Origin of the sequence: Rhodobacter ferrooxidans (assembly GCF_000176015.1) — a bacterium.
GTDB classification, from domain to species: Bacteria; Pseudomonadota; Alphaproteobacteria; order Rhodobacterales; family Rhodobacteraceae; genus Pseudorhodobacter_B; species Pseudorhodobacter_B ferrooxidans.
The window spans coordinates 181,631-202,123 of sequence record NZ_ACYY01000001.1; the positions used below are offsets into that span (position 1 = coordinate 181,631).

A 20,493-nucleotide genomic window follows, 5' to 3' on the forward strand; every position below is an offset into this window, starting at 1 on the left:
CACCTCAGGGTTTCATGCTTCCGGGTAGATCATCAGGGGTTACCGGAGCCTTTATGGCAGTCAGAAATTTCAGCGGACCGGCCAACAAAGCCTTGGAAATCTTGCTGTCGCGCAGTTTTGCATTGAATTTGATCAGCGCCACCACCTGATCTATCCGACGATCCAGGAATTCCCAGGTGTTGGCGTGGTCGGGACTGTCGTCGCCCAGCCAGTAAAGCACGGTCGCGGCATAGACCGCCGACAGCGAGCTGCGCTTGGAATACCAGTTGGCGTCGGTCGAGGTGTCGCCCAGCGCCCGCCAGATCGCATCCGCAGTGCCCCAGATCGCCCGCGCCCCTTCGGCGGCATGCTGCGGCAGCGCGAACAGCGTGGTGCCGCGGCGCACCAGTTCCTTGTCGGTGCAGGCCTCCAGCCGGAACCGCACCGCGGCGGCGATCTTGTCGCGGTAGCGCAGGCCGGTCATGTCGGCGGTCGCAAGCCGTTCCACCATCGCCGCATCGCCCGCCTGATGATAGGCCAGCGCCAGATCCACCGCCCCGCGCGGAAACAGCGCCGCGGCCAGCCCGGATGCGATGCCCGAATCAGCAACCGCCGCCTTCAGCGCCGCCTCTGACCAGCCATCGAACGGCACATGCATCTCTGCCGCCCGCAAAACTGCGGCTTTTGCCGCCTCCATGCTGTTTTCGCGTTCCATTTCCGCCCTCCCTGACCTCTGACCCATCGCACGGTGGACAAGCCCACCCCACATTGATATAGCCCGCGGGCCTGCACAATCAGTGCAACTCTAACCTAGGAAGGTGGTGACAACCACATGCAGGTCAGCGTCCGCGACAACAACGTCGAGCAAGCCCTTCGGGCCTTGAAGAAAAAGCTCCAGCGCGAAGGCGTGTTCCGCGAAATGAAGCTCAAGCAACATTTCGAGAAACCGTCGGTCAAGAAAGCGCGCGAACAAGCTGAAGCCGTGCGCCGCGCGAGGAAACTCGCCCGGAAGAAGCTTCAACGTGAAGGCGGTCTGTAAGACGTCAGCGAACACTGGGACCGCTTGGTCCACCCCGATGAACCCCCGCGCGCGAGTGTCGGGGGTTTTTCATTTGGGGGGGAGGTTTCGCGGGGCATGGAATAGCGGCTTTGCGGGACGAAGCGGACATTCACTACAAATTTCCAATGGCTATCTTACACGATGGCTGTCTAATACGTTTCCGGTGACAATTTTGTAGAATTTTTTGAACGCCTCTTCACAGTCATTTAGTACCCTCTCTGCGTACTCCACAAAGCCCTCCATGAACCCAGAAGACCTATCGTGTCCATTGGGCAGATCATCCGAAACGTAGATCACCATTGAATCGATAACATGATTCAACTCATTTATGGCATCAATGGCATCTAGCGTCGCCTCGAACTGGCGTTCGTCAAGGTCTGCCAGAATCAAGAGGTTTGAAGTGAGCGAACCGGTGAAAACCTTTCTGATAGGTGACGAAGACGTAGATCCGTCCGGCTCTTCGCATTGAAAGTACTTTTCTCCGTTCGATCCAACCCGAATACTTAGATTCTCCACACCGTCCGGCTTCGCTATTTGATCGGTTATTGTTTCAAGGCACTGTCTTGTCGATTTTAGAGCCCAATAGTTGCGCTCAATGTCGTAGGCCATGAGGCGGCTTATCGCGCGCTTCTTCCTGCTGCTCGAATCTTTGCGGCGCTTGCCTTCAAGGATTTCGCGAGCCACGAATAGCAACACCGCCACGAGCGCCGTAACCGGCAGTAGCGCTCCTGCCCTTACAAGGAATTCGTAGGTTTTCGCGATGAGGTCGGAGAGATTTCCCATCATTCTTCCCAAATTCTATTCTGACAAATTACTGGTAGCATAGATCATGCCGCAACCCAACAATGCTTGACCGTTGGCCGTGCGCCGCGTCTGTATCCGATAACGTGATTGATTGCTGCGACTAGTCCGAATGACGGCTAAGGGCTCAATCCCGCCCCACTCCCCCCTCACACCGCCAACGCCGTCGTCTTGAACACCGTCCGCAGCGCGAAGCTGGAGTGCATCTGCGCCACTCCCGGCAACCGGGTCAGATACTGCCGGTGGATGCGGGCGACGGTTTCGGTGCGCGGGCGGCATTGCGGCGGCCTTCAGCGCTGCGAGGGCGTGCTGGCCTTGGTCGGGCCGGGGTGTCCGGCCCGAACCTTAGCCATCCACCCGGATACGGGCGTTGCTGGGGTCGTAGGGGCCGTCTTCTACCACCACCGCATTCCATTCCTGCCGCAGCATCTTGACCTTCAGCCTGGTGCCCACCGCCGCCAGATCGGGGCGCACATAGCCCATGCCGATCTGTTTGCCAAAAGCCACCGACCAGCCACCCGAGGTCAGGCGGCCAACCTTTTCACCATTCACGAACAGCGCCTCCTTGCCCCAGGGGTCGGCATCGTCGGGGCCGTCGATCAGCACGGTCACGCATTTCGCGCGGATGCCGGTGGCGAGCATCGCTTGCTTGCCCTGAAAGTCTTTCGACAGGTCAACAAAGCGATCCAGCCCGGCTTCCAAGGGCGTCGCATCGCGGCCCAGTTCGGTGCCGAAGGCGCGATAGGATTTCTCCTGCCGCAGCCAGTTCTGCGCCCGGGCGCCAACCAGTTTCAGCCCGTGCGCCTCGCCCGCCTTCAAAAGCAAGTCCCAAAGATAGCGCTGCATCTCGATCGGGTGGTGCAATTCCCAACCCAACTCGCCGGTATAGGCGACGCGGATGGCGTTGACCGGGCACATGCCGAGTTCAAGCTTGCGGGCCGACAGCCAGGGGAAACGCTTGTTGGAAAGCACGGTGTCGGGATCGGCATCCTTGACGATTTCGCGCAGGATGGCGCGGGCATTGGGGCCGGCCAGCGCGAAGACGCCCCATTGGGTGGTCACGTCATGGATCTCGATGTGCCCGAACTCCGCCGCCTTGTCCTCGGCACATTTCTTCATGTAATCCGCGTCATAGGCGGTCCAGGCGCCCGCCGAGACCAGATAGTAATCGTCCGGCCCGTTGCGCACGATGGTGTATTCGGTGCGGGTGGTGCCGGTGGGCGTCAGCGCATAGGTCAGGTTGATGCGGCCCACCGCGGGCAGCTTGTTGCAGGTGAACCAGTCAAGGAAAGCCGTCGCCCCTGCCCCGCGCACGATATGCTTGGTGAAGGCGGTGGCGTCGATCAGCCCGGCGGTGCTGCGCAGCGCCTCGGCCTCGGCTTTGGCATAGGACCACCAGGTGCCACGGCGGAAGCTGCGGCCATCATGGTCGAAATTCTCGGAAGCGCCGATCGGGCCGTAGTAATTCGGCCGCTCCCAGCCGTTCACCTGACCGAATTGCGCCCCCAGCGCCGCCTGACGGTCATAGACCGGGGCGGTGCGCAGCGGGCGGCAGGCGGGGCGTTCTTCATCGGGGTGGTGCAGGATGAAAACGTGGTCGTAACATTCCTCGTTCTTGCGGCTGGCGTATTCGGTGGTCATCCAGGTGCCATAGCGGCGCGGGTCCAGGGAAGCCGTATCAATCTCGGCCTCGCCATTCACCATCATCTGCGCCAGATAATAGCCGGTGCCACCCGCCGCGGTGATGCCGAAACTGAAGCCCTCGGCCAGCCACATGTTGCGCAGACCGGGCGCCGGGCCGACCAGCGGGTTGCCATCAGGGGTATAGCAGATCGGGCCGTTGAAATCGGCCTTCAGCCCGGCGGTTTCCGAGGTGGGCAGGCGGTGGATCATGCTGAGGTATTCGACCTCGATCCGTTCCAGATCCAGCGGGAACAGATCGGCGCGGAAGCTGTCGGGCACGGCATAGGGGAAGCGGGCGGGGGCACCCTTTTCATAGGGGCCAAGAATCCAGCCGCCGCGTTCTTCGCGCACATACCATTTGGCATCGGCATCGCGCAGCACCGGGTGTTCGGGGTGGGTCTTGCGGTATTCGACCAGCGCCGGGTCCGGCTCGGTGACGATATACTGATGCTCGACCGGAATGGCGGGGATCTTGATTCCCAGAAGCCGGGCGGTGCGTTGCGCGTGGTTGCCGGTGGCGGTCACGACATGTTCGGCGTGAATTTCAAAGGCGTCTTCCGAAGGCACAAGATTGCCGCCGACCTCGACCATCCGCACGCAAGACACGATCCATTCGCTGCCGGTCCAGCGGTAGCCGTTGACCTGCACCTTGCGTTCAATCGAACAGCCGAACTGCCGCGCCCCCTTGGCCATCGCCTGCGTCACGTCGGCGGGGTTGATATAGCCGTCCTGCGGGTGGAACAGCGCGCCCTTCAGATCGTCGGTGCGCAGCAGCGGCCAGCGGTCCTTGATCTGCGCCGGCGTCAGAAATTCATGATACACCCCGGCGCTTTCTGCGACCGAGGAATACAGCATGTATTCGTCCATCCGCGCGTCGGTCTGCGCCATCCGCAGGTTGCCGACCACGGCAAACCCGGCGTTCAGCCCGGTTTCCGCCTCCAGCCCCTTGTAGAAATCGACCGAGTATTTGTGGATGTGGGTGGTGGCATAACCCATGTTGAACAGCGGCAGCAGCCCCGCGGCGTGCCAGGTGGAACCCGAGGTCAGCTCGTCGCGTTCCACCAGCATGGTGTCCCAACCGGCCTTGGCCAGATGGTAGGCAATGCCGGTGCCAACGGCGCCACCGCCGACCACCAGCGCTTTGACATGAGTTTTCATTGGGCGACTCCCGGATTGCGGATTTGCCCTCATAGATGCCCGAAAGCACCGCGCAGGGGCAAGGTGGCCCGACCATTGCCAGCCGAAAACGACATGCGACGGGATCAGTGTTCCATGGCGCTGACCGGTGCCGGGCCAGACAGCAACCGAAAGCTGGCAGGGCAAAGCCTGCCCCGCCGTCGCCCTGACCGCAGTTCCGCGTTTGAAGCGGCGGCAACAACCGCAGGCAACTGCCGGGTTTTCATCCGCCGGAAGCCTCTGCCCGATCAATCGGGCCTGCGACGTCCGGTCCGGTCTTTGACCGCTTAGCGCAGACCGCGGACGACCTCGATCATCCGGGTCACGTTTTCCGGGTCGGCATCGGGGGTGATGCCGTGGCCAAGGTTGAAGATATGCGGGCCGTTCTTGAAGGCCTTGACCACGCGGCGGGTGGCCTCGTCCAGTGCCGCGCCGCCGGTGACCATGTGGATCGGGTCCATGTTGCCCTGCACGCAACCATCAACCTGCACGTTTTCGGCGGCCCATTCCGGCGTCACCGAATTGTCCAGCGCCACGCAGTCGGCCCCGGTGGCCTTGGCGAAACCGATGTAGCCATTGCCCGCCTCGCGCGGGAAGGCGATGATCGGCAGGCCGGGGTGGCGGGCTTTCAGTTCCGAAATGATGCGCTTGGTCGGCGCCACGGCGAAATCGGTGAAATCCTGACCCTTCAGGCTGCCGGCCCAGGAATCGAACAGCTTGATCACCTCGGCCCCGGCATCGACCTGCATCGACAGGTATTCGATGGTGGCATCGGCGATGCGGTCCAGCAGCGCGGCGAAGGTGGCACGGTCCGCAGCCTTCAGCGCATGCGCCGCGGCCTGATCCTTCGACCCCCGACCGGCGATCATGTAGGTCGCCACCGTCCAGGGGTTGCCGGCAAAGCCGATCAGCGTGGTTTCCGTGGGCAATTCGCGGCGCAGGATGCGCACGGTTTCATAGATCGGCGCCAGGTGCTCGTGAATCGCATCCGCCGGTTTCAGCGCCTTCACCGCCTCCATCGTGGTGGTGGTGGACATCCGCGGGCCTTCGCCGGTTTCAAACCACAGGTCCGCCCCCAGCGCCTGCGGCAGCAGCAGGATGTCGGCAAACACGATGGCGGCATCGAAGCCATAGCGCCGGATCGGTTGCAGCGTCACCTCGGCGGCAAGTTCCGAATTGTAGCACAGCGACAGGAAATCCCCGGCCTGCGCCCGGGTGGCGCGGTATTCGGGCAGGAATCGGCCAGCCTGACGCATCATCCAGATCGGCGGGGTCGGCAGCGTTTCCCCGGCAAGGGCGCGCAGGATGGTCTTGGTCATGGCGGTCTCCTGGTGAATTGTCTCTCACTTGCGCGCCTGCGGCGGCTTGTCAATACCGGGGGAGTTGTCAGGCGAAGATGACACATGTAAGTCATGGCACATGACACATGCATTGCCCTCCCCCGCCGCCCCCCTCAAGATCGGAACCCGCGGTTCGCCGCTTGCCCTGTGGCAGGCGCACGAGACCCGACGCAGCCTGATGGCGGCCTTCAGCCTGCCCGAAGCGGCGTTCGAGATCGTGGTGATCAAGGTCACCGGCGATCAGGTGCAGGACCGGGCGCTGAAGGAAATCGGCGGCAAGGGCCTGTTCACCCGCGAGATCGAGGATGCGCTGCTGGACGGCAGCATCGACATCGCCGTGCATTCGATGAAGGACATGCCGACGCTGCAACCCGAGGGGCTGCTGCTGGACTGCTATCTGCCGCGCGAGGATGTGCGGGATGCCTTCGTGTCGCCAACGGTGGCACGGTTGGCCGATCTGCCGCATGGGGCGACGGTTGGATCGTCGAGCCTGCGGCGGCGGGCGCAACTGGCGGCGCGGCGGCCCGACCTGAACCTGGTCGAGTTTCGCGGCAACGTGCAGACAAGGATGAAAAAGCTGGAAGACGGCGTGGCAGTGGCGACGTTTCTGGCAATGGCCGGGCTGAACCGGCTGGGCATGGCGCATGTGGCGCGCTCGGCCATCGAGGTCGAGGAAATGTTGCCCGCCGTGGCGCAGGGGGCCATCGGCATCGAACGCCGCACCGCCGACCCGCGAGCCGAGGCTTTGCTGGCCGGTATTCACCATGGCCCCACCGGCATCCGGCTGGCCTGCGAGCGGGCCTATCTGCAGGAACTCGACGGCTCCTGCGCCACGCCGATTGCCGGGATGTCGGTGCTGGAAGGCGACCGGATCTGGCTGCGCGGCGAGATATTGCGCCCGGATGGGTCGGAAGTGATTGCCGGCGAGATTCGCGCCGCCGCCAGTGATGCCGCCGAAGCCGGCCGCGATCTGGCCCGGCAGTTGCTGGGCCGCGCGCCGGAAGGCTTCTTTTCCTGGCGTTAAGGCGATCAGCCGCCTGACCGCCCTGCCGCCGTTACGGCCATTTGGCGATCGGCGGCATGGTCATCAGCACGGCATTGGCATCGTGGCCGGTCTCCAGCCCGAATTTGGTGCCGCGGTCATAAACGAGGTTGTATTCGGCATAAAGCCCGCGGTGCACCAGTTGCGCCTCGCGGTCGGCCTCGGTCCAGGGCGTGCCAAGGCGACGCTCGGTGATCGGCAAGAAGGCGGGCAGGAAGGCGCGGCCAACGTCTTGGGTAAAGGCAAAATCCGCCTCCCAGTCGCCGGTGGCATGGTCGTCGAAGAAAATGCCGCCAACGCCGCGGGCGCGGTTGCGGTGCGGCACATAGAAATACTCGTCAGCCCAGGCCTTGAAGCGGGGATAGTAGTCGGGCGCATGGGCGTCGCAGGCCTGCCGCAACACGCCGTGGAAAAACGCCGTGTCCTCGGGGTATTCGATGCAGGGGTTCAGATCGGAGCCACCGCCGAACCAGCAGGCACCGGGGGTCCAGAACATCCGCGTGTTCAGGTGCACGGCGGGCGCGTGCGGGTTCTGCATATGCGCGACAAGGCTGACGCCGCTGGCCCAGAACCGCGGGTCTTCGGCCATGCCCGGCACGCCGCGCGCCGCCATCGCCTGCTGCGCCCGCGGTGCCAGCGTGCCATGCACTTCGGATACCGCGACGCCGATCTTTTCGAACACCCGGCCATGCCGCATCACGCTCATCAGCCCGCCACCGCCATCGGGGCGGCTGGTGGGGGTCAACTCGAACCGGCCTGCCGGGGCGGGGCCGCCTTGGGCGGTTTCGATGGCTTCAAAGGCCGTCACGATCTGGTCGCGCAGGTTGCGGAACCAGGCGGCGGCCCGGGTTTTGCGGGCATCGAATTCGTCGCTCATCGGGGTCTCCCTTGCCAATCCACCCTGCCTAGCAGCTTTGGCAAAACCCTGCCAGATTGCGATTGGGGGCGGGGACGGATTGCGCTAGACTGGCGGTAGCCCCCGGAGGCCACATGAAACGCACCCTCGCCCTGTGTCTGGTTCTGATCGCCTGTGGCACGCCGCAGGAAAACTGCATCGCCCGCAACACCCGCGATCTGCGCATCGTTGACCGGCTGATTGCCGAGACCGAAACCAACCTGTCGCGCGGCTATGGCATGGAATCGGTGACGATCTCGCATCAGGTCTGGGTCGATTGCACGCCACGGCCGATGCCACCGCCGCCCGACGGCACGCCACCGCCACCACCACCGCGAAGGATGTGTTGGGAAGACCGCGATGAAACCGTTCAGCGGCCAGTGGCGATTGATCTGGCGGCCGAACGGCGAAAGCTGGAGGGGCTGAAGGTCAAGCGCCGCGATCTGGCGCGGCAAGCAGCACCGGTGATCGCGCAATGTCAGGCGCAATATCCCGAATGATCAGTGCGCCGGGGCGTTGACCGGGTCGATCAGGCTGCGGCCACCATCGACGGTGATGATCTGGCCGGTGATGAAGGCCGCGGCATCCGAGGCCAGGAACTGCACCGTTTCCACCAGCTCGTCCGGCCCGGCGATGCGGTGCAGCGGCGTGCCGTCGGTAATTGCGGCGCGGTAGCCGGGGTTTTCCTTCAACAGACCTTGCAGACTGGCGCTCATCACCGACCCAAAAGCCACGGCGTTGACCCGGATGCCCTTGCCCGCCAATGCCACGGCCAGTGAGCGGGTCATCTGGTCCAGTGCGGCACAGGCCACGGAATAGCCCAGCAACGCGCCCTGGGTATGATGGGCGGCAATCGACGACAGGTTGATGATCACGCCAATGTTGCGGCTTTCATCCCCCGCCTTTTCCGCCTGCAGGATCATGCGCTTGGCGGTCATCTGCGACACCCGCAGGCTGGTGAGGAAGTTCTGCTGCAACAGCAGTTCCACCGCATCATCCTCGGGGCACAGCGGGTCGGAGACCGCCATCTGGCGGCTGGCGTTCACCAGAATATCCACCCGGCCAAAGGCGTCCATGGTGGCGGACAGCAGGTTGGCGATGGTCAGTTTCTGCCGCAGATCGCCCGAGAACATCTGCACCGGGCCATCGGCGCGGGCTTCCTCGCCGACCTCGGCCTCCAGTCGCGCCTCGTCCATGTCGACGAACATCACGTTGGCGCCCTTGTCGATGAAATGCCGGGCGATGGCCAGGCCGATGCCGTTGGCGGCCCCGGTGACGATGGCGGTTTTTCCGGCGATGGACAGCGACATGAAAGGCTCCGGTTCAGTGCGGGGGTTCAGTGCGGGGTGCGGCTGGGTTTGTTGGGGCGAGCGGCGCGGGTCAGCCGAAAGGCGTTGTCGCCGCCAATGACCTCGACCTCGCGGAACAGGGTGGCGAGGGGCCGATCATAAGGCAGGTGGCGGTTTGCCACCAGCCACAGTGTGCCATTAGGCGACAACATGCGCGCGGCGGCCTCCAGGAAGGCCACGCCAAGCCCCGGGTCGGCGTCGCGCGTGGCGTGGAATGGCGGGTTGCAGACCACCGCATCGGCATAGCCGTCGGCGCGGTAGCTGGTGGCATCGGCCCAGTGAAAGCGGGCGCGCTCGTCGGTGATGTTGATCCGGGCACACTCCAGCGCCGCAGCCTCGGCCTCGACCAGATCCAGCTTTTTCACGCCGCTGCGGGCAAGGATGGCCCGGGCCAGATAGCCCCAGCCGGCGCCCAGATCGACAGTGTAGCCGGGCATCCGGTCGGGCAAGGCCGCTGCCAGCAGCATCGAGCCGCGGTCGGGCGCATCGGCGGAAAACACGCCGGGCAGGGTCTGGAAGCCGCCGTCGATCAGGGTCGGCTTGGCGGCCCAATCCGCCAGCCCCGGCCCGGACGCGAAGGTGAAAACCTTGCCATGTGCCTTGGACAGCGGTTCCGAAACCGGCAAACGGGCTTTCAAATCGCGGTAGATCGCCTCGATCCCGTCGGTTTTCTGGCCATCGACGATCACCGGGCCACCGGGGGTCACCGAAGCCGCCGCCTCGGCCAGCAGTGCCCGGGCCTCGGCCTTGGCGCGCGGCAGGCAGACCAGCGCTGCCGCATGGCCGCTGCCGCCGGTCACGGCCATGCGGTAACCAAGGGCGGCAAAAGCGTCGTGGTCGGGCTTGAAGCCCTGCACCAGCAGTAGCCGGTCCTTGGGCAATACCGTCAGGTCATCCCCCGCACGGGGGCGATACACGGCGATGGTTCCGGTCTGCGGCAGCGAAATCGCGCCGGTTTCCAGGGCATGGGTCAATCTGGCAGAGCGCATGGGCGACCGCGGGCGGTCTTGATCCTTTTCCGTCTCGCTGACAGCGAGCTAATCCTTTTCCGTCTCGCTGAAAGCGAGCTAATCCTTTTCCATCGTGCATTGCAGCGGGTGCTGGTGCCGGCGGGCGAAATCCATCACCTGCGCCACCTTGGTTTCCGCCACCTCGAAGGAAAACACGCCGACCACCGCCAGCCCCTTCTTGTGCACCGTCAGCATGATCTCGAACGCCTGCGCGTGATTCAGCCCGAAGAACCGCTCAAGTATATGCACGACGAACTCCATCGGCGTGTAATCGTCGTTCAGCAGCAATACCTTGTAAAGCGGCGGCCGTTCAGTGCGGGTGTGGGTCTTGGTCAGCGTCGAGGCATCGCCTTCGGTGCCGCCCGGCTTGTCGGACATCCGGCCAGACATCTGGAGGGGGCGAAGGGTCACGGGCAATGCTCCGGGTTGGCGGCAGATTCGCGATGGTTGCGCACCCCCCTATTATAGCGCGTTCCGGCGCTGCTGAAAGGGGGCGGACCACAAGCCCGCGTTTTGCGCTTGAAAGCCCGTGGCGCTGTGGCAAAGCTGCCGGAATGACCCATATCACCACCATCGGTTTTGACGCCGACGACACGCTTTGGCAGAACGAGGCGTTCTTCCAACTGACGCAAGACCGCTTTGCGGCGCTGCTGGCCGATCATGCAGAGGCAAGCCATCTGCATGACCGCCTGCTGGCGGCCGAGCGGCGCAATCTGGGGCATTACGGCTTTGGCGTGAAGGGCTTCGTGCTGTCGATGATCGAGACGGCGATCGAGGTGACCGAAGGCCGGGTGCCCGCCCCGGTGATCGGCCAGATCATCGCCGCCGGGCGCGACATGTTGCAGCATCCGATCGAACTGCTGCCGTTTGCCCGCGAGGCGGTGCAGGCGCTGGCGGGTGATTTCCGGGTGGTGCTGATCACCAAGGGCGATCTGCTGGATCAGGAACGCAAGCTGGCGCAATCGGGACTGGGCGATCTGTTCCACGCGGTCGAGATCGTGTCCGACAAGACCGCGGCGGTCTATGCCACGTTGTTTGCCCGCCATGGCGATGGGGCGGCGCGGGCGCTGATGGTCGGCAATTCGCTGAAATCCGACGTGCTGCCGATGATTGCGGCGGGCGGCTGGGGGGTGCATGTGCCGCATGGCCTGACCTGGGCCTTGGAACACGCCGAGGTGCCGCAGAACGAGGCGCGGTTCCGCACGTTGGGCGATCTGTCGGAATTACCCGCCCTGGTTGCAGCGTTGCAGGCTTGACCGCAGCATCTGGGGGCTTGGCCCGAGTCTGACCCCATATTTGCCAATGGCACTTTAGCACCACTGCCAAAGCCCTTGAATTAAGGGGGTTTTCCAGATCAGGTGGCTGTGCTAGTTTTTCCGACAGAAGATAAGTTCCGAAACAATCGGGGCAGGACCGAGGCAGTAACAAGGGGCAAGCGACGTGGCATCGCTTATTGGGCAATTTGTCCGCAATTTATTGCTGACCAGTTTCGTGTTGGTCTGCGCGTTTGTTTCCCCGGCGGGGGCGGCGCCCTATGCGGCCATCGTGATCGACGCCCGCACCGGCGAGACGATCTACGCCAAGAACGCCGACACCCGGCTGCACCCCGCCTCGCTGACCAAGATGCTGACGCTGTATATCACCTTCGGGGCGATCGAGCGGGGCGAGATCAGCCTTGATACCATGGTCACCGTTTCGAAACATGCGGCGTCCGAGCCGCCGTCGCGGCTTGGCCTGCGGGCCGGGCAGAAGATCGCGCTGCGCTATCTGATCCGGGCGGCGGCGATCAAGTCCGCCAACGATGCCGCCACCGCCATTGGCGAGGCGGTCGGAGGATCGGAAGCCAAGTTCGCCGAGCGGATGAACCGCACCGCCAAGGCGCTGGGGATGCGCAACTCGACCTTTCGCAATGCCAACGGCCTGACCACCCCCGGCCACATGTCCACCGCGCGCGACATGACCACGCTGGGACGCCACCTGTTCTACGATTTTCCGCAGTATTACAACATCTTCTCGCGCCGCTCGTCGGATGCCGGCGTGGCGGAAGTGGCCAATACCAACCGTCGGTTTCTGGACATGTATGAAGGTGCCGACGGCATCAAGACCGGCTACACAGCCCCTGCCGGGTTCAACCTGACGGCCTCGGCGCAACGCGGGAACAAACGGATCATCGCCACGATCTTTGGTGGCACCTCGACGGCAATGCGCAATGCCAAGATGGCCGAACTGCTGGACCTCGGCTTTGCTTCGGCCCCGGCCAATGCCGCAGTGCAAGCGCCTGCCGCGCCCGGCTATCAGGCCGATCCTGCCGAGGCACCGGACGAGGAACTGTTGGCCGACGCCGATGCTGTGGCTGCGGGTAAGACCCTGCGGATTGTCACCACCGTCAGCAATTCGCCTCGCCCACGCGGTCGCCCGGCACCAGCAGCAGCGGCGGCGGAAGTGGCCGTAGCGGCAATGCAGGACGACATCGCCGGGGCCTTGGCCGAGGCGGCAAGCGCGCCCGCCGAAGCGGTGGACCAAGCTGCTGCGGTGGTGCCGGTTGCCGAAATGGCCGAAACCGCCCCCCCGGCCCCGGTTGCCGAGCAAGCCGCCCCCGAGATGCAGGTGGCCGATGCCGAAGTTGCCCAGGCACCTCTGCCCTTCCAGTTGCTGACGGCCGAAGAGGCCGGTGCCGAGGCCACCAACATCGTCAGCCTGTCCTCTGCCGGGGCCACTACGCCGCGCCCGGCGGCCAAGCCGGTGCAACTGGCCGCGACCATCATCCACACCGCAACACCGCTTGACGGCACCACCGAGGTTGCCGCGATCCCTTCGGAGCCCGAGGTCGTGACGCGCATCTCGACCTCTGGCGGGCGGCATTGGGGGGTGAACGTCGGCCGTTTCGCCTCGTCGGCGGCGGCAGAGCGGGCGATGTTCAAGATCGCCCTTTCGGAAAGCGCCACCCTGAACGACGGGCGGCGCAAGATCGTGCAGAAAAGCGGCGGGTTTGACGCCAATTTCATGGGGCTGAGCCAGGATCAGGCCGATCTGGCCTGTCGGCGGTTGCAGGCGCGCGGCACCCAGTGCTTCACGATCGGGCCGTGACGGATTATGTGATCCCCTGCCCGGCGCTGCCCAGCGTGGCAGTGGCGGGCAGCACCGCGCGTTTCCCGGTGCGGCGCATCTTCTGCGTGGGGCGCAACTATGCCGAACACACGCGCGAGATGGGCCACGACCCGGATGCCGAGCCGCCGTTCTTCTTCACCAAACCCAATGACGCGCTGGTGCCGGATGGCGCCACCATCGCCTATCCGCCCGCCACCGCCGACCTGCACCACGAGGCCGAACTGGTGGTGGCCATCGGTCAGGGTGGCAGCAACATCCCCGAGGATCAGGCACTGGCGCATGTCTGGGGCTATGCGCCCGGCAACGACCTGACCCGGCGCGACCTGCAAGCGGCAGCCAAGGCGGCGCGCAGGCCCTGGGATATGGCGAAAGGCTTTGACGCTTCGGCCGTTGTCGGGGCCTTGCATCCGGCAGTTGGGGCAATTTCGGGGCGGATCACCTGCCATGTCGATGGCGAATTGCGGCAAGCGGCGGACCTGGCCGAGATGATCTGGCCGGTGCCCGCGATCATCGCCTTCCTGTCGCGGCTGGTGGCGTTGCAGCCGGGCGATCTGATCTTCACCGGCACACCGGCGGGGGTGGGGCCGATAGCGCCCGGTCAGACCTGCGTGGTGGAAATCGACGGCCTTGGTCAGGCGCGCGTGACGGTGGTCTAGGGCGCCAAAAGTTTTAGGAAAACTTTTGCAAAATCCTTCAAAGGATTTTGGCTCCCGGACCTACTGCTTGGGCTTGTCGTCATATTCCTTGGTCAGAATCCGGTTGGCATCGCCCTGCGGGTCGTCGAACTGTTTGGACTTGAGGGCCCAGATAAAGGCGATCAGGCCGACGCCCCCCAGGAACAGTGTGGCGGGGATCAGAATACCCAGAATTTCCATGTCTCTACCTTAACCGCAGCGCGTTCAGCGAAACCGTGATCGACGACAGCGACATTGCCAGCGCCGCCGCCAGAGGCGTGGCAAAGCCGGTCAGCGCCAAGGGCACCGCCACCACGTTGTAGATTGCAGAAATCGCGAAGTTTTCCTTGATCCGCCGCGTCGCCTGCCGCGAGATTCGCACCGCATCGGCAATCGGTGCCATGTCCTGCCCCAGCAGCACGATGTCCGAGGCCACACGGGCAGCATCCAGCGCCGTGGCCGGGCTGATCGAGACATGGGCGGCGGCAAGGGCGGCGGTGTCGTTCAGCCCGTCTCCGACCATCAGCACCTTGTGGCCCTGCGCGGAAAGCTCGGCGACGCGGGCGGATTTTTCGGCAGGCAGCGCACCCGCCACCCATTTGGCAATGCCAAGACGCGCGGCCAGATCGGAAACCGCCCCTTCGGCATCGCCCGAAATCAGCAGCAGGTGCTTGCCCTGTGCTGCCAAAGCCGCCACCGCCAATTCGGCACCGGGACGCAGGCTGTCGGCAAAGGTATAAGCGCGCGGGGCGGCACCATCGTCCAGGCTCAGGTAGGTTGCGGTCACCGGCAAGGCGCTGCCGCCGCACCATTCGGCGCGGCCCAGCCGCACGGTCCTGCCCTGCCATTGACCCTCGATGCCATAGCCCGGCACCTCGCGCAGCGCCTCGACCCGCGACGGGGTGACGCCATTTGCCATCGCCGCCGCTGCCAGTGCCACCGCCAGCGGATGCGACGAGGCCTGGGCCAGCGCAGCGGCGACCGCCAGTTCCGCCTCGGGCTGGCTGTCGAGATTGGTCGGCGCAGGCGTGCCCAGCGTCAGGGTGCCGGTCTTGTCGAACACCACGGTATCGACCTCGGCCAACCGCTCCAGCGCGGTGCCGTGCTTGATCAGCAGGCCCTTGCGGAACAGCTTGCCAGAGGCCGCCGTCACCACCGCAGGCACCGCCAACCCCAGCGCACAGGGGCAGGTGATGATCAGCACCGCCGCCGAAATGTTCACCGAATAGCGCACGTCGCCGCCGGTGATCCACATCCAGGCGCCAAAAGCGCCAAAGGACAGGATGTGAACAGAAGGCGAATAAAGCCGCGCTGCCCGTTCGGCCAGACTGGTATAGCGCGTCTTGGCGCTTTCAGCGATGGCCACCAGATCGGCCATCCGGTGCAACGAGCTGTCCTTGCCTGCCGCCGTCACCCGCACCAGCAGTGGCCCGGTCAGGTTGACCTCGCCCGCCGAAACCACGGTGCCCGGCCCGGCAAAGGCGGACAGGCTTTCGCCGGTCAGCAGGGATCGGTCAATCTCGGACGACCCGTCCACCACCACGCCATCCACCGGCATCCGGCCACCCGGCCGCACCAGCACCTGTTCGCCCACCGCCAGTTCCGAGATCAGCACCACGACCTCGGCACCATCGCGCAGCACGGTGGCGCGCGGCACCTCCAGCGCTGCCAGTTCCTCAGCCGCCGAACGGGCCACGGCGCGGGTGCGGTGATCCAGATAGCGCCCGGCCAGCAGGAAGAAGGTCAGCATCACGGCGGCATCGAAATAGGCATTCTTGCCGGAATAGAAGGTCTCGAACAGCGAGATTGCCGAAGCCAGGATCAGCGCCAGGCTGATCGGCACATCCATCCCCAGATGGCCCGCGCGCAGCGAGTTCCAGGCATTTCTGAAAAACGGCTGGCCCGCAAAGGCCACGGTCGGCAGGGCGATGGCGGCAGAAATCCAGTGGAACATGTCGCGGGTGGCATCTTCGGCCCCTGACCAGACCGCCACCGACAGCAGCATGATGTTCATCATCGAAAAGCCGGCGACGCCCAGCCGCATCAGCAATTCGCGGCCCTGACGGTCGGTTTCGGTGGCCGACAACAGGCCCGCGTCCAGCTCGTAGGCCTCGTAGCCCAAGCCCTTCAGCGCCACCACCATGTCATCGGCGGTAACTTCGGGATCGGCCTCGACGCTGACCCGCTTCAGCGTCAGGTTGACCCTGGCCGAGCGCACGCCGGGCAGAGTTTCCAGGCCACTTTCAACTGTTGAAATACAGGCCGCGCAATGCGCCGCCGGGATCGACAGCATCAGCCGCGCCTGTTGCGGTGCCGCAAGTTCGGCCAGCCGGGCGGCCGAGGGAGCCACATCGCAGGCCGGGCAGGCCGAGGGCGACACATGGCCCTCGTCTGCGACCTCGATGCGCGCGGCCATCGTCATTGGTCAGCCCGGCACGCGCAGATAGATGCGCTGGCTGAACAGCGTGCCATTGGCAGCAATCGCATCGACCCGCAGCAGCCATTTGCCGGGATTAAGGTCCAACGGGGCTTCGAACCCGCCGGACACCAGGGTGAACTCGGGCCGCTGGTCTTCGCGCGCCTCGGTGGTGCGGCCGACCAGCACGTTCAGCTCTTTCACCTCGGCCGGCAGATCGGCAGAATCGGTGAAGTTCAGCCGCAGCACCTTGGCTTGCGCGTCATAGGCTGTGGCCAGCGTCCAGCCCAGCGCCAGTTGCGCCGTGCGTTCCTTGTCGAAAGTCTGGCTGGCGACGTAGGAATTGGCAACCTCCAGCCCCGGAAAGGTAGAGACCGCCTTGAAGGCCAGCGTGAGGTTCACCGCGATGATCAGCCCGAAGGCCCCGGCGAATACCGCAAAAACGTGGCGTCCGGTGATTTCGGCCATGTCAGTCGTCCTTCCCGTTGAAGATGGTGTCATGGTGGACACGGGTGGTGCCACCAACATCTTCGACCCAGATATCCAGTTCGGTGCGGTCGGACTTGGCCGCTTCGCTGCCCGGTGCCGCCTCGACATACAGCCGCTGCGACAGGGTTTCGTTGGCGGGGACCATCACGGTCGTGCCTTCCAGACCTTCCAGCCGGACCGACACATCGGCATCCGAGATCACCGAAACCGCAAAGTTGCGGTCCTGCCCCAGCTTGTTGCGCAACCGCATGTCATAGGTATTGCGGATGCCGCCGTCCGACAAGGTGACGTAAAGCGGATTGCGCACCGGCGTCACGTTCAGCGCCATGTCGGCGCGCACGAACAGCGCCACCGTCAGCGCGATGCCGATCCCCGACCACAGCACGGTATAAAGAATGGTGCGCGGGCGGAAGACATGTTTCCAAACCGATTTCGGCGGATTTCCGGCGCGTTCGGCGGTCTCGTCGGTCAGCGCCATATAGCTGATCAGGCCACGCGGCTTGCCGATCTTGTCCATGATGTCGTCGCAGGCGTCGATGCACAGCGCGCAGGTGATGCAGGCCAGTTGCTGGCCGTTGCGGATGTCGATCCCCATCGGGCAGACGTTGACGCAGGCCATGCAGTCGATGCAGTCGCCCTGGTTCGGAACGATCTCGCCCTTGTGCAACTTGCCGCGCGGCTCGCCCCGCCACGAGCGGTAGGCGACGGTCAGGCTGTCCTCGTCCAGCATGGCGGCCTGAATCCGCGGCCACGGGCAGGCATAGATGCAGATCTGTTCGCGGAAAAAGCCTGCCAGAAAGAAGGTGGTTGCGGTCAGCACGGCGATGGTGATGTAGGCGACGGGTGCGGCGTTCAGGGTCAGCAGATCGACCATCAGGGTCGGCGCGTCGGCAAAATAGAACACCCAGGCACCGCCGGTGCCGAGGGCGATCAACATCCAGATCGTCCATTTCACCAGGCTTTTGCGGATCTTTTCGCCGTTCCATTTCTGCCGGTGCAGCCGCAGGCGGGCGTTGCGGTCGCCCTCGACCCAGCGCTCGACCAGAATGAAGAGGTCAGTCCAGACGGTTTGCGGGCAGGCATAGCCGCACCAAACCCGGCCCGCAGCCGAGGTGAACAGGAACAGCCCCAGCCCGGCCATGATCAGCAGGCCCGCGACAAAGTAGAACTCGTGCGGCCATATCTCGATGACGAAGAAAAAGAACCGGCGGTTGGCGATATCCAGCAGCACGGCCTGATCGGGCAGGTTCGGCCCGCGGTCCCAGCGCAGCCAGGGGGTGATGTAGTAAAGCCCCAGCATGACGGTCAGCAGCCACCATTTCAGGGTGCGGAAGCGACCGGAAACGCGGCGTGGATAAATCGGTTCGCGTGCCGAATACAGGGCATCTGGTTGGGTATCGGGGGCTGTCACGGGTGGTCTCCGGTCATCATTTGGGTCGGCACTTATGCTGCCGCTGCAATCAATATATCTTGACCTGAAATGAATAGATATTCACGATATCCTATATGTTGCGACACTTAGGCCTGTGCCAGCGCCGCCGCAAGAAGGAAAGACCACCAACACCTCAGCAATGCGCGAAAAGGTCAGGGATGCCGTTGTGTGCCCGAGGCGAAACCATCCGCCTCGGGCAACGCTTCTTTATTCGCCGCCACCCAGACCGTGGACATAGACCGCAACCGAACGGATGTCGGCCTCGGAAAGCCGCGGGCTCCAGTTCGGCATCACGCCATAGCGGGCGTAGGTTACCGTCGCCGTCAGGGTATCGACATCGCCACCGTAAAGCCAGATCGCGTCGGTCAGGTTCGGAGCACCGAAGTCGCGGCCCCCCTTGCCGTCATCGCCGTGGCAGGCGTTGCAGCCGTTATCGACATACAGCGTCGCACCGGCCGCCGCGGCAGTCGCGTCATGCTCCTGCCCCGAGATGTTGCGCACATGCTGCACCAGCTGGCCGATTTCCTCGGGGCTGAGCAGTTCGCCAAAGGCCGGCATCTGCGAGAACCGGGCATCCGCGTCGGTCGTATTGCGGATACCGTGGGTCACGGTGGTGTGGATCGCCTCGATATCGCCGCCCCACAGCCAGTCGTTGTCCAAAAGGTTGGGATAACCCTTGCCAACCACACCAGCAGCGCCCGAGCCATGGCACGCGATGCAATGGGTGCGGAACACCGCAGCCCCGGCGTTCTTGGCATAGGCCACCAGTTCGGGGTCAGCCTCGATCGCCGTCAGATCGGCGGCCACCAGCTTTTCGCGGATGGCGGCATTGGCGTCGCTGAACTTCTGGATATCGGCATCGACGTCAGCCCGGGTGGACCAGCCCAGCATGCCGGGCGTTGCTGCGGTTCTCATTGGCCAGGCCGGATAGGCCACGCAATAACCGACGGCGAACAGGATGCAGACGTAGAATGTCCACACCCACCAGCGCGGCAACGGGTTGTTAAGCTCCTCGATGCCGTCCCAGCTGTGACCGGTGGTCTGCACCTCGCCGGGTTTGTTAGGTTTTCTCTCGCTCATTTCCAAGCCTCCTTGGATTGGGGGCCACTTTTTGCTTCCACAGGATCCCGGGCGGGCCGGGTTTCGTTGCGGAAAATCGAGGTTGCAACTTCGTCATGGACGGGGCGGCTGCCCGGGCGGAAGGCCCAGACCACCACGCCCAGGAAGAACGTCACCATCACCAGCAGCACCCAACTGTCTGCAAGCTCGCGCAGGAAGGTGTAGGTTTCCATCTTTCCCCCCTTACCGGCTGGCTACGGGCGTGAAGGTCGAGAAATCGACCAGCGTGCCCAGCATTTGCAGATAAGCGATCAGCGCATCCATTTCGGTCAACGCCGGCTGGCCATCGAAGTTGCGGGTCTGCGCCTTGGGATAGCGCGCCAGCAGGGCTTCGGTGTCGCCGTCGGTTTCCGCCTGAACGGTAAAGTCGGCAACCGCGTTTTCCATCATCTCGTCGGTGTAGGGAACGCCGACCATCCGATGGGTGGCCATGATCTCCTGGATATACTTGCCGTCGATGTCCTTGTTCGCCAGGAAGCCGTATTTCGGCATGATCGATTCCGGCACCACCGACTGCGGGTTGGTCAGGTGATCCACCTGCCAGCTGTCAGAGTAACGGCCACCCACGCGGGCCAGATCCGGCCCGGTGCGCTTCGATCCCCATTGGAACGGATGGTCATACATCGATTCCGCAGCCAGACTGTAATGGCCGTAACGCTCGACTTCGTCGCGCAGCGGCCGGATCATCTGGCTGTGGCAGTTGTAGCACCCCTCGCGGATGTAGATGTCGCGCCCCGCCAGTTCGAGCGGCGAATAGGGACGCATCCCCTCGACCTTCTCGATGGTGTTTTCCAGATAGAACAGCGGCACGATCTGAACCAGACCGCCGATGGTCACCACCAGAAGGCTCAACACCATAAGCAGGGTGGCGTTGGTCTCGATGATCTTGTGTTTGTCAAGAAAAGCCATGATTTCCTCCG

The 20,493-nt window shown here is 64.1% G+C and carries 21 protein-coding genes and 1 pseudogene; 6 read left to right on the top strand and 16 right to left on the bottom strand.

Features of this window, described 5'->3' with window-relative positions; translation table 11 throughout:
* Positions 1 to 4: 4 nt before the first annotated feature.
* Positions 5 to 694, bottom strand: coding sequence for a COQ9 family protein (locus tag RSW2DRAFT_RS00905; RefSeq protein ID WP_008027116.1), 690 nt, complete (start codon positions 692 to 694; stop codon positions 5 to 7).
* A gap of 117 nt (positions 695 to 811) precedes the next feature.
* Between RSW2DRAFT_RS00905 and rpsU the strand changes: the two genes are divergently transcribed.
* Entirely contained in the window at positions 812 to 1,018 is a 207-nt protein-coding gene (gene rpsU, locus RSW2DRAFT_RS17315) for a 30S ribosomal protein S21 (protein WP_008027119.1), read from the top strand.
* A gap of 150 nt (positions 1,019 to 1,168) precedes the next feature.
* Here rpsU and RSW2DRAFT_RS00915 read toward each other — a convergent pair whose 3' ends face one another.
* From RSW2DRAFT_RS00915 to hemE, 4 genes and pseudogenes are all read right to left on the bottom strand, one after another.
* Positions 1,169 to 1,822, bottom strand: a complete 654-nt coding sequence (locus tag RSW2DRAFT_RS00915; RefSeq protein WP_008027121.1) for a hypothetical protein — start codon at positions 1,820 to 1,822, stop codon at positions 1,169 to 1,171.
* A gap of 167 nt (positions 1,823 to 1,989) precedes the next feature.
* Positions 1,990 to 2,106, bottom strand: a pseudogene (locus RSW2DRAFT_RS18420) (AsnC family transcriptional regulator); the annotation flags it as partial.
* Between the two features lie 79 nt (positions 2,107 to 2,185).
* Positions 2,186 to 4,681, bottom strand: a complete 2,496-nt coding sequence (locus RSW2DRAFT_RS00920) for a GcvT family protein (protein ID WP_008027122.1) — start codon at positions 4,679 to 4,681, stop codon at positions 2,186 to 2,188.
* A 305-nt stretch (positions 4,682 to 4,986) separates the two neighbouring features.
* Positions 4,987 to 6,018, bottom strand: a complete 1,032-nt coding sequence (gene hemE, locus RSW2DRAFT_RS00925) for a uroporphyrinogen decarboxylase (RefSeq protein ID WP_008027124.1) — start codon at positions 6,016 to 6,018, stop codon at positions 4,987 to 4,989.
* A gap of 100 nt (positions 6,019 to 6,118) precedes the next feature.
* Here hemE and hemC point away from each other — a divergent pair, with 100 nt between their 5' ends.
* Entirely contained in the window at positions 6,119 to 7,063 is a 945-nt protein-coding gene (gene hemC, locus RSW2DRAFT_RS00930) for a hydroxymethylbilane synthase (protein ID WP_008027126.1), read from the top strand.
* Positions 7,064 to 7,094: 31 nt separating this feature from the next.
* On the opposite strand, the gene hemF is transcribed toward hemC, so the two are convergent.
* On the bottom strand, positions 7,095 to 7,958 hold the full coding sequence (hemF, locus tag RSW2DRAFT_RS00935) for an oxygen-dependent coproporphyrinogen oxidase (protein ID WP_008027127.1): 864 nt from the start codon (positions 7,956 to 7,958) through the stop codon (positions 7,095 to 7,097).
* Between the two features lie 113 nt (positions 7,959 to 8,071).
* Between hemF and RSW2DRAFT_RS00940 the strand changes: the two genes are divergently transcribed.
* The gene (locus RSW2DRAFT_RS00940) at positions 8,072 to 8,476 is read left to right on the top strand and encodes a hypothetical protein (RefSeq protein WP_008027128.1); all 405 of its coding nucleotides are present in this window, start codon (positions 8,072 to 8,074) and stop codon (positions 8,474 to 8,476) included.
* Here the strand turns inward: RSW2DRAFT_RS00940 and RSW2DRAFT_RS00945 are convergent, their stop codons facing one another.
* From RSW2DRAFT_RS00945 to clpS, 3 genes are all read right to left on the bottom strand, one after another.
* A complete protein-coding gene (locus RSW2DRAFT_RS00945) occupies positions 8,477 to 9,286 on the bottom strand; it encodes an SDR family NAD(P)-dependent oxidoreductase (protein ID WP_008027129.1) in 810 nt (269 codons plus the stop codon).
* A 26-nt stretch (positions 9,287 to 9,312) separates the two neighbouring features.
* Positions 9,313 to 10,314 carry a class I SAM-dependent methyltransferase gene (locus tag RSW2DRAFT_RS00950; protein ID WP_008027130.1) on the bottom strand — a complete coding sequence of 334 codons (1,002 nt, stop codon included), beginning with the start codon at positions 10,312 to 10,314 and terminating at the stop codon, positions 9,313 to 9,315.
* Between the two features lie 78 nt (positions 10,315 to 10,392).
* A complete protein-coding gene (gene clpS, locus RSW2DRAFT_RS00955) occupies positions 10,393 to 10,713 on the bottom strand; it encodes an ATP-dependent Clp protease adapter ClpS (protein WP_040671409.1) in 321 nt (106 codons plus the stop codon).
* 176 nt (positions 10,714 to 10,889) lie between these two features.
* Here clpS and RSW2DRAFT_RS00960 point away from each other — a divergent pair, with 176 nt between their 5' ends.
* The 3 genes from RSW2DRAFT_RS00960 (at position 10,890) to RSW2DRAFT_RS00970 (ending at position 14,099) form a co-directional block, all read left to right on the top strand.
* Positions 10,890 to 11,591, top strand: a complete 702-nt coding sequence (locus RSW2DRAFT_RS00960) for an HAD family hydrolase (RefSeq protein ID WP_008027132.1) — start codon at positions 10,890 to 10,892, stop codon at positions 11,589 to 11,591.
* Positions 11,592 to 11,775: 184 nt separating this feature from the next.
* A complete protein-coding gene (locus RSW2DRAFT_RS00965) occupies positions 11,776 to 13,422 on the top strand; it encodes a D-alanyl-D-alanine carboxypeptidase family protein (RefSeq protein WP_008027133.1) in 1,647 nt (548 codons plus the stop codon).
* Positions 13,419 to 14,099, top strand: coding sequence for a fumarylacetoacetate hydrolase family protein (locus RSW2DRAFT_RS00970; protein ID WP_008027134.1), 681 nt, complete (start codon positions 13,419 to 13,421; stop codon positions 14,097 to 14,099). The genes RSW2DRAFT_RS00965 and RSW2DRAFT_RS00970 overlap by 4 nt, the downstream gene beginning before the upstream one ends.
* Before the next feature lie 60 nt (positions 14,100 to 14,159).
* Here RSW2DRAFT_RS00970 and ccoS read toward each other — a convergent pair whose 3' ends face one another.
* The 7 genes from ccoS to ccoO all read right to left on the bottom strand — a co-directional run bounded on the left by ccoS (position 14,160) and on the right by ccoO (position 20,482).
* Positions 14,160 to 14,318 carry a cbb3-type cytochrome oxidase assembly protein CcoS gene (gene ccoS, locus RSW2DRAFT_RS00975; RefSeq protein WP_008027135.1) on the bottom strand — a complete coding sequence of 53 codons (159 nt, stop codon included), beginning with the start codon at positions 14,316 to 14,318 and terminating at the stop codon, positions 14,160 to 14,162.
* 4 nt (positions 14,319 to 14,322) lie between these two features.
* Positions 14,323 to 16,539: a heavy metal translocating P-type ATPase gene (locus RSW2DRAFT_RS00980; protein WP_008027137.1), complete on the bottom strand. Its 2,217-nt coding sequence runs from the start codon at positions 16,537 to 16,539 to the stop codon at positions 14,323 to 14,325.
* Positions 16,540 to 16,542: 3 nt separating this feature from the next.
* Positions 16,543 to 17,001: a FixH family protein gene (locus RSW2DRAFT_RS00985; RefSeq protein ID WP_008027138.1), complete on the bottom strand. Its 459-nt coding sequence runs from the start codon at positions 16,999 to 17,001 to the stop codon at positions 16,543 to 16,545.
* A gap of 1 nt (position 17,002) precedes the next feature.
* Positions 17,003 to 18,433 carry a cytochrome c oxidase accessory protein CcoG gene (gene ccoG, locus RSW2DRAFT_RS00990; protein ID WP_008027141.1) on the bottom strand — a complete coding sequence of 477 codons (1,431 nt, stop codon included), beginning with the start codon at positions 18,431 to 18,433 and terminating at the stop codon, positions 17,003 to 17,005.
* A gap of 228 nt (positions 18,434 to 18,661) precedes the next feature.
* Positions 18,662 to 19,534, bottom strand: coding sequence for a cytochrome-c oxidase, cbb3-type subunit III (gene ccoP / locus RSW2DRAFT_RS00995; protein WP_008027143.1), 873 nt, complete (start codon positions 19,532 to 19,534; stop codon positions 18,662 to 18,664).
* Complete coding sequence (locus RSW2DRAFT_RS01000) at positions 19,531 to 19,746, bottom strand: CcoQ/FixQ family Cbb3-type cytochrome c oxidase assembly chaperone (RefSeq protein ID WP_008027145.1); 216 nt, start codon at positions 19,744 to 19,746, stop codon at positions 19,531 to 19,533. Before RSW2DRAFT_RS01000 ends, ccoP begins: the two co-directional genes overlap by 4 nt.
* A gap of 10 nt (positions 19,747 to 19,756) precedes the next feature.
* Positions 19,757 to 20,482 (bottom strand): cytochrome-c oxidase, cbb3-type subunit II, encoded by a 726-nt coding sequence (gene ccoO / locus RSW2DRAFT_RS01005; protein WP_008027146.1) that lies wholly within the window; start codon positions 20,480 to 20,482, stop codon positions 19,757 to 19,759.
* Positions 20,483 to 20,493: the final 11 nt, after the last annotated feature.

Coding starts and splice junctions, on each gene's coding strand:
- RSW2DRAFT_RS00940 (WP_008027128.1), top strand. CDS start 8,072: ATGAAACGCACCCTCGCCCTGTGTCTGGTTCTGATCGCCTGTGGCACG.
- hemC (WP_008027126.1), top strand. CDS start 6,119: ATGACACATGCATTGCCCTCCCCCGCCGCCCCCCTCAAGATCGGAACC.
- hemE (WP_008027124.1), bottom strand. CDS start 6,018: ATGACCAAGACCATCCTGCGCGCCCTTGCCGGGGAAACGCTGCCGACC.
- ccoP (WP_008027143.1), bottom strand. CDS start 19,534: ATGAGCGAGAGAAAACCTAACAAACCCGGCGAGGTGCAGACCACCGGT.
- hemF (WP_008027127.1), bottom strand. CDS start 7,958: ATGAGCGACGAATTCGATGCCCGCAAAACCCGGGCCGCCGCCTGGTTC.
- RSW2DRAFT_RS00915 (WP_008027121.1), bottom strand. CDS start 1,822: ATGGGAAATCTCTCCGACCTCATCGCGAAAACCTACGAATTCCTTGTA.
- ccoO (WP_008027146.1), bottom strand. CDS start 20,482: ATGGCTTTTCTTGACAAACACAAGATCATCGAGACCAACGCCACCCTG.
- rpsU (WP_008027119.1), top strand. CDS start 812: ATGCAGGTCAGCGTCCGCGACAACAACGTCGAGCAAGCCCTTCGGGCC.
- RSW2DRAFT_RS00960 (WP_008027132.1), top strand. CDS start 10,890: ATGACCCATATCACCACCATCGGTTTTGACGCCGACGACACGCTTTGG.
- RSW2DRAFT_RS00950 (WP_008027130.1), bottom strand. CDS start 10,314: ATGCGCTCTGCCAGATTGACCCATGCCCTGGAAACCGGCGCGATTTCG.
- ccoS (WP_008027135.1), bottom strand. CDS start 14,318: ATGGAAATTCTGGGTATTCTGATCCCCGCCACACTGTTCCTGGGGGGC.
- RSW2DRAFT_RS00945 (WP_008027129.1), bottom strand. CDS start 9,286: ATGTCGCTGTCCATCGCCGGAAAAACCGCCATCGTCACCGGGGCCGCC.
- RSW2DRAFT_RS00985 (WP_008027138.1), bottom strand. CDS start 17,001: ATGGCCGAAATCACCGGACGCCACGTTTTTGCGGTATTCGCCGGGGCC.
- RSW2DRAFT_RS00980 (WP_008027137.1), bottom strand. CDS start 16,539: ATGACGATGGCCGCGCGCATCGAGGTCGCAGACGAGGGCCATGTGTCG.
- RSW2DRAFT_RS00905 (WP_008027116.1), bottom strand. CDS start 694: ATGGAACGCGAAAACAGCATGGAGGCGGCAAAAGCCGCAGTTTTGCGG.
- RSW2DRAFT_RS00920 (WP_008027122.1), bottom strand. CDS start 4,681: ATGAAAACTCATGTCAAAGCGCTGGTGGTCGGCGGTGGCGCCGTTGGC.
- RSW2DRAFT_RS01000 (WP_008027145.1), bottom strand. CDS start 19,746: ATGGAAACCTACACCTTCCTGCGCGAGCTTGCAGACAGTTGGGTGCTG.
- clpS (WP_040671409.1), bottom strand. CDS start 10,713: ATGTCCGACAAGCCGGGCGGCACCGAAGGCGATGCCTCGACGCTGACC.